Annotated in this window: 11 protein-coding genes and 1 pseudogene; 2 read left to right on the forward strand and 10 right to left on the reverse strand. The window is 58.9% G+C overall.

Annotated elements, in window-relative coordinates; genetic code table 11:
• Nucleotides 1-208 precede the first annotated feature (208 nt).
• From nhaA to I2H19_RS09200, 7 genes are all read right to left on the reverse strand, one after another.
• Entirely contained in the window at nucleotides 209-1,567 is a 1,359-nt protein-coding gene (nhaA, locus tag I2H19_RS09170) for a Na+/H+ antiporter NhaA (RefSeq protein WP_195622472.1), read from the reverse strand.
• Between the two features lie 267 nt (nucleotides 1,568-1,834).
• Nucleotides 1,835-2,758: a manganese-dependent inorganic pyrophosphatase gene (locus I2H19_RS09175; protein WP_195568461.1), complete on the reverse strand. Its 924-nt coding sequence runs from the start codon at nucleotides 2,756-2,758 to the stop codon at nucleotides 1,835-1,837.
• Nucleotides 2,759-2,924: 166 nt separating this feature from the next.
• A complete protein-coding gene (locus I2H19_RS09180) occupies nucleotides 2,925-3,878 on the reverse strand; it encodes an ROK family protein (RefSeq protein WP_229066796.1) in 954 nt (317 codons plus the stop codon).
• 240 nt (nucleotides 3,879-4,118) lie between these two features.
• Nucleotides 4,119-4,451 (reverse strand): PTS lactose/cellobiose transporter subunit IIA, encoded by a 333-nt coding sequence (locus I2H19_RS09185; protein ID WP_197736861.1) that lies wholly within the window; start codon nucleotides 4,449-4,451, stop codon nucleotides 4,119-4,121.
• A gap of 9 nt (nucleotides 4,452-4,460) precedes the next feature.
• Nucleotides 4,461-4,763 (reverse strand): PTS sugar transporter subunit IIB, encoded by a 303-nt coding sequence (locus tag I2H19_RS09190; protein ID WP_035137700.1) that lies wholly within the window; start codon nucleotides 4,761-4,763, stop codon nucleotides 4,461-4,463.
• A 150-nt stretch (nucleotides 4,764-4,913) separates the two neighbouring features.
• Nucleotides 4,914-6,266, reverse strand: coding sequence for a PTS sugar transporter subunit IIC (locus I2H19_RS09195; protein WP_195622474.1), 1,353 nt, complete (start codon nucleotides 6,264-6,266; stop codon nucleotides 4,914-4,916).
• A 120-nt stretch (nucleotides 6,267-6,386) separates the two neighbouring features.
• The gene (locus I2H19_RS09200; protein WP_195622475.1) at nucleotides 6,387-7,787 is read right to left on the reverse strand and encodes a glycoside hydrolase family 1 protein; all 1,401 of its coding nucleotides are present in this window, start codon (nucleotides 7,785-7,787) and stop codon (nucleotides 6,387-6,389) included.
• 303 nt (nucleotides 7,788-8,090) lie between these two features.
• Between I2H19_RS09200 and I2H19_RS09205 the strand changes: the two genes are divergently transcribed.
• Nucleotides 8,091-8,810: a GntR family transcriptional regulator gene (locus tag I2H19_RS09205; protein ID WP_195622476.1), complete on the forward strand. Its 720-nt coding sequence runs from the start codon at nucleotides 8,091-8,093 to the stop codon at nucleotides 8,808-8,810.
• A 75-nt stretch (nucleotides 8,811-8,885) separates the two neighbouring features.
• Nucleotides 8,886-9,818, forward strand: a complete 933-nt coding sequence (locus I2H19_RS09210) for a type I phosphomannose isomerase catalytic subunit (RefSeq protein ID WP_411266902.1) — start codon at nucleotides 8,886-8,888, stop codon at nucleotides 9,816-9,818.
• 126 nt (nucleotides 9,819-9,944) lie between these two features.
• Here the strand turns inward: I2H19_RS09210 and I2H19_RS09215 are convergent, their stop codons facing one another.
• The 3 genes and pseudogenes from I2H19_RS09215 to tnpA all read right to left on the reverse strand — a co-directional run.
• Entirely contained in the window at nucleotides 9,945-10,712 is a 768-nt protein-coding gene (locus tag I2H19_RS09215) for a hypothetical protein (RefSeq protein WP_195622478.1), read from the reverse strand.
• Nucleotides 10,700-11,722, reverse strand: a complete 1,023-nt coding sequence (locus tag I2H19_RS09220; RefSeq protein ID WP_229089882.1) for a hypothetical protein — start codon at nucleotides 11,720-11,722, stop codon at nucleotides 10,700-10,702. The genes I2H19_RS09215 and I2H19_RS09220 overlap by 13 nt, the downstream gene beginning before the upstream one ends.
• Before the next feature lie 418 nt (nucleotides 11,723-12,140).
• Nucleotides 12,141-12,476 (reverse strand): annotated as a pseudogene (gene tnpA / locus I2H19_RS09225) (IS200/IS605 family transposase); the annotation flags it as partial.
• Nucleotides 12,477-12,554 lie beyond the last annotated feature (78 nt).

Raw genomic sequence — 12,554 nt, forward strand, 5'->3', positions numbered from 1 at the left:
GCCGTTTGGCCCCACCCGCATAGCGGGTGGTTTCTGATGCGGCGCGCTGCGCGCCCCGCACAGGCTAAAGCCCGTAATGAAACGCCGTTTGTGACAGTACTCACAAACGGCGTTTTTTGGCCACTGGGGTGTCCGGCAGGTGGCAAGTACCACTCAAAACCGCGTTTTACACGCGCTCGAGCAGGCTCTGGCGTCTGTTTCTACGCGCCTACTCGTTCTTGGGCGCGGGGTGCTTGCAGATCACACTCATGTAGATCATGCCAAGTACGGCCGCGGTGACAGAGCCGGCGAGAATAGCGGCCTTGGCGGCCAGAACCTCAAACTGGGCCGTCGGGAAGGCGAGGCCGCTGATGAGAATCGACATGGTAAAGCCGATGCCGCCCAGAATGCCCACACCGGCAATCATGTGCCAGTTGACATTGCGCGGCAGCTCGCAGGCCCTAAGCTTAACCAGGGCAAACGTCATGCCAAAGATGCCGATCGGCTTGCCCAGCAGCATGCCAAAGTACACGCCGAGCGTCACCGGGTCGGTGAGCAGCGTGCTCATGTCCACGCCCACTAGGCGAACCTGCGCGTTCACGAACGCAAAGATCGGCAGGATCACAAAGTTGACCGGCGTGGAAATCAGACGCTCCATGCGGATGAGCGGCGGGGTCACGCGGTGCATGACGCGCTCGACCTTGGTGGTCGAGACGGTAAAGTCATGCTGGCCCAGGATGTGCGCCTCGTCGTCGTAGCGGTCGTCGAGCAACGGCAGGCACTCGCCCAGCCAGTCGGTCAGACTATCGAGCTTGACGCCGCACTTGGCCGGGATGGTAAAGGCCAAGATGACGCCAGCAAGCGTGGCATGCACGCCGCTCTTGAACATGCAGAACCACAACAGCAGACCCAGTACCGAATACGGGGCAAGGCGGTAATGCTGCGTCTTGTTGAGCCACACGAGCGCGCAGGTCACAAGCGCGGCGGCGCCCAACCAAAACGGATTGGGGCTCTGGCCGTAGAAGATGGCGATGGCGGCGATGGAAATGAGGTCGTCGGCGATGGCGAGCGTCGAGAAGAACACGCGCACGCCGTTGGGCACGCGATTGCCCAAAAGCGACAGCACGCCCAGCGCAAAGGCAATATCGGTTGCCATGGGAATGGCCCAGCCGTTGTGCGCGCCGGCATGGTTAAAGATCAGATAGATGCAGGCGGGAACGACGACGCCGCCCACGGCCGCCAGCATGGGAAGCATGGCCTGGCGCGGGTTTTTGAGCTCGCCGACCGTCATCTCATACTTGAGCTCAATGCCCACCAGCAAAAAGAAAATCGCCATTAGGAAGTCGTTGACGAATAGCTCAACGGTGAGACCGGCCGTAAGGTTGCCCAGGCCCACATACAGCGGGGTCTCCAAAAAGTGATGGATGACCTCGTAGGCATCGGTATTGGCACAAATGACGGCGGCGATGGCGGCGAAGACCATGACGGCGGCGGAAATCGTGCCGTTCTCGGCGATGCGCTCCCAGATGTCGTGACGTTCAAAGCGCTTACGCTCACGAACGTTGAACAGCTGCTCAGTTGCTGCCATGGGCGGCTCCTTTCACGGGAAAGCTCCCGTCTTAAAAAAGCACGGCCCGCCCAAGTGGCGGCGCCGCGCTCTAACGTATTACGCTTGCATCTAGCCTACCCTGCACGACAAGCACGCAGGCGTGACCGAAAAGCGGAACCACAGGTTGAACATTATTTGCTCAACGGCACGGGCACGCCTGTCCAAGAGACGACGCGGCGCCGTACACAAAAAACGACCGGAGCGCGGGGCGTCCGCGATCCGGTCGTGGCGTTTAGTGAACTAAACCTAGCAGGCGGCCATGATGGGGGCAGCGACCTGCTTCTTACGGGAGAGGACGCCCGGCATCCAGACGCCGTCGTGCTCGTCGGCAATGCCCAGGCCCTTCTGAGCAGCCTCGGTCTCGCCCTCGAGCAGGACCTGCGAGCCCTCCTCCATGATGTCGGTGATGCACAGGACGATGCCGTCAGCACCCTTCTCGGCGGCGTAAGCGCGCATGGCCTCGCGAATCTCGTCGATCATGCCGAGTGCGCGGGTCTTGTCGACGGTCTCGTACTGGCCGATGAGCAGCTTCTTGCCGGCGGGCTCGAACATCTTGATGTCGTTGCCGACCATCTCGGCTGCAGTGAAGGAGCCGGACGGACGGGTGAGGAAGACCTCCATGCCAAACTTGACCGGGTCGACGCCCACCTGCTCGCCGAGCTTGGCGGCGACGACGCGGTCGACAGCGGTGGTGGTGGGGCTCTTGAGCATGAGCGTATCGGTCATCATGGCCGAGAGCAGCAGCTTGGCCTGGACGTCGGAAAGCTCAACGCCGAGCACGTCGGCGAGCTTGGTGACGATGGTGCAGCTGGAGCCCCAGGGCAGGCAGATGTAGTGCAGCGGGCCGGCGGTCTCGAAGTCGCCGATGCGGTGATGATCGACGACGCCAAAGACCGTGGCGTCCTTAAGGCCGGCGACGGACTGGGCGGACTCGTTGTGGTCGGTGAGGACGACGAGCTGACCGGCCTCGACGGACTCGATCGCGCGAGGCTCGGCGATGCCGGCGTCGGCGAGCAGCTTGGCGGACTCTGCCGGAAGCTGACCAAGGGCGCAGGCCTCGTAGGTGTTGCCGGCATACTCAACCTGGTTGAGCAGCTGGGACAGGACGACGGCGCTCATGATGGCGTCGTTATCGGGGTTCTGGTGACCAAAGACAAGAACGTTTGCCATGGATATCCTCCACTTGATATGTGTACTTGGACGTAGCTATGGTAGCACGCCGATGCCGAGCCTTCGCAGACGGAAGGGCCACGGCATATTTTGGGGTAGGCACGGGGGCCAAGGCTGTCCCTTTTACACCATGTTGGTGCAAAGAAACCTGACCCCCTTGCACCGGCTATTTGCCGGCGGCGCGCAGGGCTACGTAGGCGGCACCGATGATACCGGCGTCGTTGCCGAGCGAGGCGACCTCGATGGGCGTCTCGCGCGAGACGGAAAACGCGTACTGCTTAAAGTGCTCGCGCACGGCGTCGAGGTAGACATCGGCCGAGGCGGAGGCGCCGCCGCCGATGAGGAACATCTCAGGGTCGACCACGTTGGCGATAAGCGCCAGGGCACGGCCGAGGTAGTCGGCCATGGTATCGGCCGCGGCAAGCGCGAGCTTATCGCCCTCGCGGCAGGCTTGGAATACGTCCTTGGAATCGGAAGGACCGGTGAGCTCGATGGGCTCGACGCCCGCAGCCTTGCACTCGGCCAGGTAATTGCTCACCACGCCGGTGGCGCTGGAATACTGCTCCAGGTGGCCATGGCCGCCGCAGCCGCAGGTACGCTCCTCGTCGGGGTTCAGGCACATGTGGCCAATCTCGCCGCCGGCACCCACAACGCCCGACACAACGTCGCCGTTGATGATGACGCCGCCGCCCACGCCGGTACCGATGGTGACCATCACCACGTTCTGCACGCCCTTGGCAGAGCCGAGCCAGGCCTCGCCCATGGCGGCGGCGTTGGCGTCGTTCTCGTACTTTACGACCGCGTCGGGGCAGTGCTCCTGAATGGCAATCTTAAGCTCGGGCAGGTTGATGGAGATGTTCGCCTTGACCTTGGCATCGCCCGCAGCCGGAATGGGGCACGGAACGGCCAGGCCGATGCCCGCCACAAAGGCGCGCGGAATCTGAGCCTTGGCGACCACCTGGTCGATAGCCTCGGTTACCGCGGCAAAGCCCGCAGCGTCGACGATGGGAGGCGTGGGCACGCTGGCCTTGGCAAGCAGGTTGCCGTCCTCGTCGAACAGGCCCTCCTTAACCGAAGTGCCGCCGACGTCGATGCCGATGTAGTACTGCTTAGGTTCCATGGGAGCCCACCTTTCTCGTTTAAACATTGCCTGTATGGTACCGCTCCCAAGGCAAAAACCTGCCAAAAAGGGGCAGGTTTGTTTTGGCAGGTTTTATCTGGGAAACGCGGATGGTCGTTCAATAGGTCGCGCAAGATCTTCCCCAAATATAAAGGCGCCGGGAGGCGGAGACTCCCGGCGCCCGTCAAAGGGACTGTGTTGTCTGTTGGACCGCACGGTCCGTCGCGGCGATAGCGCCGGCTAGGCCTGAAGCGCCTGCAGCTGCTTGTGGACCTCGATGAGCTCCGTGGCCATGACGCGCATGGTCTCGGTGCCGGCCATCTGGTCCTCGGCATGCAGCAGAATCAGCGGGGCCTCGCCGTTACGCTCGCCGTTGGCCTCCTTCTTCAGAAGCCCCATGTGAACATCGTGGCCACCGTTATAGGCCTCGTCGCCCTGCTTGATAAGTTCCTCGGCGGCGTCAAAATCGCCTTCCTTGGCCTTCTGCACGGCATTGATGTACATGCTCTTGGCAGTACCGACGTAGCTGATGATCTCGAAGCAGGTCATCTGCAGCTCGTTCATATCCTCCATGCGGAGCACCTAGCCCATCACGCTGACGCAGTGGTCGATGATGCCGGCGGCGTTCATGCGGCCGTAGTCGACCATGTTGATGACCTCGACCGGGAAACGGCCGGCGGCCTCCTTCTCAAAATCGCCCTTGGTGTAGCCGATCTGCGGACCAAGCAGCAACATGTCGCACTCGTCCAGGTGATCATGGGCCTCGTTCATGGGGCGAGCCTCGACCTCGATATCCAGACCACGGTTTGCAACCTCGGCCTGCATCTTCTGGACCAGCAGGCTCGTGGACATACCGGCATTGCAGCAGAGCATGATCTTCTTCATGGTTTTCTCCTTATAACTGCGCGGCGCGCAGACGACGACTGGTTGTATTCCTTGCGGTTATTGTGCCCTCTTTCTGCGCCCTTACGCAAAAGAGAGGTGCGGGCACCGGCACCGCGTACCGGTGCCCGCAAAGGTGAAAGGGACGAACGTTTAGGCGCTCTGCTCGGCAAGGGCCTCCTGCTTGGCGATGGCCTTCTCGGAGATCCTCATAAAGGGCAGGTAGACAGCCATGCCGATGACAAGCTCGAGGGCCTGCCACACGCCGGCGCGCCAGTCAAAGCCCGTGGCAAGCAGGGCGTTGATGACGGGAGGCATGGTCCAAGGCACCTGGGCGATGCAGGGGCTGATGATGCCCGCGCAGGTCAGGCCATAGGTGATGCCGATGAACAGGTCGGGAAGAAGCACGAACGGAATCATGAGCGGCAGGTTGTACACGACGGGGTAACCGTAGATGACCGGCTCGTTGATGTTAAACAGGCCAGGAACGATAGCCATCTTGGCAACGGTCTTGGAAGCCTTGTTCTTGGAGAACAGGAAGGTATCGAGCAGGAGCATGAGGGTGCAGCCCGAGCCGCCGATGAGGGCGAAGCTGTTGACGATCTGCATGTTCATGTAGTGATCGGGCTGGATGGTGCCGCCGGCGGCAAAGGTAGCCATGTTGTCGACGATGAGCATGGTCAGGATCGGCTCGACGGTAGCGCCAGAGATGGTGGACTGGTGGATACCGACGCAGAACAGCAGGTTCGCAAGAGTGTAGATGAGGATAACAGCCCACGGACCGGCGTTCATGATGCTCTTGAGCGGGTTGGAAATGCACGTGGAGATGATGGTGCACAGATCGGTGCCGGCAAACACGGCGAGCAGAGCCGCGGCAATGGCGAAGATCGAGAGGTTGAGCAGCATCGGGATCATGACGTTAAAGGAGTTGGAGACCGCGGGAGGCACACCCTCGCCCAGCTTGACCTTAAGCTTCTCGACGCCGGAAATCTTAATGAAGAGGGTGACGGAGAGCAGAGCGATGATGATAGCCGCGAACAGGCCGTTGGTGCCGGTGTTGGCAGTCGAAAGGGCGCCCGTGACCTCGGCAGAGGTGATCTTGTCGGTGAGCAGCGGGCTCGTGGCGGCAAGCGTGGCGGTGATCTGCTGCGGCATCATGATGACGAAAGCGGAGATGGCAACGACCACGCAGGCAAGCGGGTTATCGAAGCGCTCGTTCTTAGCGAGGCTGTAGCCAATCAGTCCAGCCAAGATGATGGCAGAGACGTTGAGGGTGCCCAGCGTAATTGCCGAGCCCCAGGTCTGAAGGTTGGCAAGGCCCGCTGCATCGAGCGGGAACAGAGGGAACACGACGTTGTTAATAAGAACCGCGATACCCGCAAGGATATAGAGCGGCGTGATGGTTGCGAAGGCATCGCGCAGGGAACGCAGGTGAACCTGGTTTCCCACCTTCGCAGAGACCTCGGCAAACTTGTCGAGGAAGCTCTTTCCGTTGTCACTGGCCATGATTGCTCCTAACTTTCAAATCCGGCCTTTTCCTATGCACACGGTGGTCTGTCGCCCTCTGCCACCAGATGTGCCATGTTTTGCGCGCGGCGGCGCGCGGTTTGGGCGTTTGCTTGGTCGCTAGTCAACCACGTGGGTCGTTGCAACCTGCTTGAGCCAAGCTGCCGACTTCTTAAGGCGGCGCTTGTAGCCGTCCATCAGGTCGACCTCGACAAAGCCGTAACGGTTCTTAAAGGCATTGGCCCAAGACCAGTTATCGATGACGGCCCAATAATGGTATCCGCGGCATTTGGCGCCCTCGGCGATTGCCTTGGCGACCCACTCCAGGTGCTGGCGCACAAAGTCGACGCGGTAGTCGTCCTGGATGGTCCCCTCGGCGTCACGGTTCTTGTATTCGTCCATGATGCCGATGCCGTTCTCGGAAACGAACCACTCAAGATCGGGGTAGTTCTTGACGCAGTCCATGCCAAAGTCGTAGAGGCCCTGCGGGTAGATCTCCCAGCCGCGGCTCTCGTTCATAACGGCGTCGGGCCACACGTACTCATCGGCAAAGTGCGGCAGGCCGTACTGGTCGACCTTGCTCGCCGGAGCCTGGACGCGCGTGGGGTGGTAGTAGTTGCAACCGAGCCAGTCGACAACACCTTGCTTGAGAATCTCCTGGTCGCCGGCACGGAACGGGAGCTTAACGCTGCCTTCGGCCAGACTGTCGAGCACGTCGGCGGGAAGCTCGCCCTTGGTAATAAGGTCGAGCCACCAGCGATTGTTAATACCGCTGGTCATACGCACGGCCTCGAGGTCCGCCTCACTGGGGTTCTCCTTGGTGTAGACCGGGGTAAAGCAGTTGATCATGCCGATCTTGGCGTCGGCGCGAACGGCACCCTCGTCATAGGCGCGACGGTAGTTGGCCACGGCTAGCGCGTGCGCCAGCGAGATGTGATACTGCACGGTGCGAGCGCGGCTATAGTCGTGGAGCTGCGGGAACCACACGCCCTCCTGATAGCGCTGCTCGGGCTCGACGATGGGCTCGTTAAAGGTGAACCAGTACTTGATTTCCTGGCCAAACTCGCGGAAGGCAACGTCGGCGTAATGGGCGTAAGCCTCCACGACCTCACGGCTCTCCCAACCGCCGCGGTCAAAGAGGTAGGTGGGCATGTCAAAGTGGTACAGGTTGACGAACGGCTCCAGGCCGGCCTCGCGAGAGGCACGGAACAGCTCGTGATACCACGCGGCGCCCTCCTCATTAAGGTTGCCGTCGGCATCGAGCAGACGACTCCACTGGATGGAGGTGCGATAGGTATCCAGGCCCAAGTCCTTCATAATGCGAAGGTCCTCCTGGTACTTGGCCATAAAGTCATTGCCGGCATAAGAGCCAACGCGGTTGTAGAACGAACCCAGATCCTGGATGGACCAGGTATCCCACAGGTTCTCGAGCTTGCCGCCCTGGTTCCACTGGCCCTCGGTCTGCGGGCCGGACATTGCGGCGCCAAAGAAGAAGTCACGGGGCAGCTGATACTGTGCCATCAAGTCCTCGCTTTCGTGTTCTAGAGCTTCCGGTTGGAGACGGGTTTGCTTTGGCAGGTTATCCGGCGCGGGCGCGCACCGGTCATACCGATATCCAACCCGCCAAAACAAAACCGTCCCCAAACGGTCGGTCCCGCCGTGCGGCAAGGTTCCGTTTGTTGGCTACAACTATAGTGCTCTAATTCTATAAGTAAAGCGTCTTTTTCTTTTTTCTTTCTCGAACTTCTTAGATAAGAGTTATATGGATGCCTCACAGAGGGTTATACTTACTTATGTATTTATGTATGTTAGAAAGGAGGCTCCATGATTCCCAAATACGAGGCAATAGCTGCAGATATCCGTCGAAGCATCGAGGGCGGCGCTCTAAAGCCGGGCGACAAGCTGCCCACCGTCGTTGAGTTCTGCGAGCTCTATAGCGTTTCTAAAATCACCGTCAAACGAGCGATTGAGCAGATTACCGAGGAAGGCCTTATTACCAGCCGGCGCGGATCGGGCACCTACGTTAAGGACACGGCGGGTCTTCCCGACCAGGCATTTTTCCAGGGCAAGAATGACCGCGCCCAGGGTTTTTCGTATGAGCACCGCGGGGAGAAGGTAACCTCGGTGGTCTACGATTTCTCGATTGTCAATCCACCAGCGGACGTCGCTACTCAGCTGGGAATTGCCGAGGACGACTTTGCCTATCACATCGTGCGCGTGCGCCAGGTCGACGAGAAGCCCATCGTCATCGAGTACACCTACATGCCTCTCGAGCTGATACCGGGCCTTAAAAAGAAGGACCTATACGGATCGGTCTATAGCTTTATCCGCGAGCAATGCGGGCTGAAGATTTCGAGCTTCCACCGCACCATCCGCGCCGTGGCGGCAATCGAGGAAGAGGCCGAGCGTCTGGGCACCAAACCCGGCGCTCCCCTGCTCGAACTCAACCAGATTGGCTTTTTGGATAGCGGCAACGCCTTTGAGTACTCGATTTCGCGCAACGTCGGCGACCGCTTTGAGCTGCACAACGTAACGTTGGCATAGGTTTTTGTAGTCATGCGGGCGCTCGTTATGACTCGATTAGAGCGGGCGGCCGCGCAACACCATGGGAGTATGAACATGTCCGATTTGATTAAACTGACGCCGATCTTCCACGAGAAGATCTGGGGCGGCCGCCAGCTCGAAACCGTATTTGGTTACGACATTCCCGAGGGTCCCATCGGTGAGTGCTGGGCCATCTCGGCACACCCTAACGGCGACTGCCAGATCGCGGAGGGCCCGTATGCCGGCCACACACTGTCGTGGCTGTGGGCCGAGCACCGCGAGCTCTTTGGCAACTGCGAGGGCAAGGAGTTCCCGCTGCTCATTAAGATCCTGGACGCCAAGGACGACCTTTCGATCCAGATTCATCCCAACGACGAGTATGCCGCCGAGCATGAGAACGGTAGCCTGGGCAAGACCGAGTGCTGGTACGTGCTGGACTGCGAGCCCGGCGCCACGATTATCGTCGGGCAGCGCGCCAAGGATCGTGCCGAGGCCGCACAGATGATCGAAGACGGCCGCTGGGACGACATGCTCAACGTACTGCCGATCCACAAGGGCGACTTTTTCCAGATTGATTCCGGTACCGTGCACGCCATCAAGACCGGCACGCTCATTTTGGAGACGCAGCAGTCGAGCGACGTGACATATCGCCTGTACGACTACGACCGCCCTGGCACCGACGGCAAGCTACGCCCACTTCACATTGAGCAGAGCCTCGACTGCATCGACTTTGATGTTCAGGCTCCGACCGACGGCACCGTGTCCGCGCCCGAGGTCGACGGCGTGACCGAGCTCGAGTCCAACCCCTGCTACACCGTCGATCGCGTGCGCGTCGACGGCAGCAAGACCCTCAACCAGCGCTGGCCCTTCATGTGCCTGTCGGTCATCGACGGCGAGGGCACCGTCTGCGGCAACCCCGTCCACAAGGGAAGCCACCTGCTGGCCCCGAGCACCGTCAGCTCCATTGACCTCGAAGGCAAGATGGAACTGATCATCAGCCACCTGTAGGTCACCGGTCCCCAAGCGCTCGCCGGGACGGGGCGCCTCCGCCTAGCAACAACAATCAAAACGCAACAAGGGGCTCTTCCGTTCATCAAAGGAAGAGCCCCTGCTATACATAACGAATCAAGGTGCCTATAGGTAGACCTTTTCGAGAAACGATAAGGTGTCCTGAAGTCGCGCCCTTTCCTTACGGTTGGTCTGCCGATTTACATACGAAGCAAAGTTCGTAAGAAAATCCTCCGCATCAACCCTCATTTGCCCCGTTAGCTCCAAACGCGCCGAGGACGACAACAAGCCGGCAAGTCGAGCAACATCCGAACGGTGCTTCCGCCGATCAATGTTGTTGCAACGACGTCCCTCTTCATAACTTCTGTTGATATCAATGTGCGCACGCATCTTGAGGGGAATGATATGGAGTGCATCGAGCAACGTAATGCCCTCTACGTTCGTTGCGTTGTCGCGAATAAATTCGTAGTAGCCATCGTCGAGGATAATTGCCGAGAGACTTGATACGGCCCCGTCAAAGGAAAGAGGTGCCACTTCGCTCGTTTCGTCTTCGAGCACAAAATCAGGATGTCGGGCAAATAACTCAATTTGGCCGGGATAGTCTAGGACTTGCCTTGATCCTTCGGGCAAACAGAACCGATAGTAAGTGCACTTTCCATCGCCGACTTTTCCAGTCTCATATCCGGCAGCTTTGATAAATGCCCATAATGCAGTGGCAAATTCAACGCCTTCCCCATCAACAATTACGACGACATCCAAGTCTTCAGTAGCTCTAAACGAATCGCCCTCATTGTCAAACAGAACGCTGCAGGCTCCCCCACCAATAAGGACGTAACCGCCTTTACAGCCGCTCATGGCATCGGCAAATCGCTCTATTCCTCTCACTTTTGACATATCGTCCTCCTGAGCTGTTCGACCGCGTCGAGCAGACGATCTTCTTTGTAATCTGCTTTTGCGCAAGCAACGTATAAGGAAAGCGGGTCGACACACTGCAAACCCGTCGTGTCAAAACTAATATCGGACGGCGCGTCCACGGGATACGACCAGATCTCAATCTCGATAGCGGCCGGTTCGTACCACTGGGCCTCCAACCATCTGTCGCCCATATGCCCTCTTAAGGTATCTACCTGATTCTTTTCGAGAGCAACGGTTGGGACAGAATCATTATGAGCAAGGTCGGACATATAGCTAAGTGCAGACACGCCGGAAAGTAGTGCATCGACGGCACGTAGCTCTGTTCTCTCGATAACCTTCTTGAGCCGGATTCGCTCTAAAACTGGCGTGCGAAGATAGTCCTCAAACCCATTTAACAGTGCCTCGGTCGACAAATCGGCATCGGACAGCACACGCTTTTTGCCGTCCCGTGCGATTAGCCCAGGAGCAATAGCGGCGATTTCCGAAAGATAGCCGCTGACGCTTGCCGCGCTTTTGCCACACAGACGCGCTAGGTCGCCGGCGGAGCAGTCAACCCATCGTCCCGCGATGAGATTTAGGACGATTCGTTGAGATTGGGGCGAAAGCGGAGCAGCGGGAGAAGCACCCAGCACCTCATCGGAAATAACAGCACCGATAAACGGCAGAAACGCATTTCGCTCATCTCGGATATATGCGATCCCCTCCGAAGAAAGCGCGCGCATAAAGCCTAAATCCATAGCATCCCAGCAAATTGCCACCGGGCGAGCATCTATCTTGCGCACTGCATTGACGAGATTTCGCGCCGAAATGACACTGGGCAGTTCTTTTGGTTCGGCAACAATAAAACGGCCTTGCTCAGACATGCCGAGCCGTGCCAAGCGAAGCGAATACCGCTCAAGATACATGCGAGGAATCTGCATCTCAATTGGCTCCGGGTCGATGGAGAGCTCTAAAGAGAAGAGTCTTTTTGGGAGACAATTTAGCAGCATGTCCAATCACCATTTTCATTTTAGTTACATTTTAGTATATATCTGAAATTATACTGAATCGTATAAATTGCTCAATCCCTGAAGCCATAAGAAACAATCCAAAACGCAACAAGAGGCTCCCCCGTCCATGTACGGGAGAGCCCCTACTCACATCTATTTATCTATCAGCCCACCCGGCTCTCCAGACCAAAAAGCGAACGAGCAGAGCGACGTTCGCAAGCAGCGTTATCTAAGGACCTGGGCGGGCGTATAGGGCAACATCGATCGCGAGTTCCGCAATCAGAACCACCCTTAAAAAGGGTGGTTTGCTCTTAGGGTATAACCCACGGGCCCCGGGCTCGCGTCTAAAGGCGCGGGCCCGGACTTCGTCCAGGCCTAGTGCATCTTGACCCGTGGCGTGCCGGTCGAACCGGCGGGGTCACCTCCTCTTGAAGGGGTCCTCGTACTCCTTCACGCTCAGCTTGTCCAGCGCGATGTCGTGGGACTCCTGCTCCCTGATGTACTTGGCGATCGTCGCCTCGTTCAGGCCGACGGTGGACACGTAGTAGCCCTCCGCCCAGAACTTCCTGTTGCCGAACTTGTACTTGAGGTTGGCGTGCCTGTCGAATATCATCAGCGAGCTCTTCCCCTTCAGGTAGCCCATGACGCTCGCGACGCTGTACTTCGGCGGGATCGCCAGCAGCACGTGCACGTGGTCGGGCATCAGGTGCCCCTCGATTATCTCGATCCCCTTGTACTCGCACAGCTTCCTGAGGGGTTGATTTCCGATCTCAGCCGAACACATTAGGCGGACAGGCCGTTCCCGCAGCTAGCCGAACGCCCCCGAGGCCCC

The organism is Collinsella aerofaciens (genome assembly GCF_015560135.1).
GTDB classification, from domain to species: domain Bacteria; phylum Actinomycetota; class Coriobacteriia; order Coriobacteriales; family Coriobacteriaceae; genus Collinsella; species Collinsella aerofaciens_AN.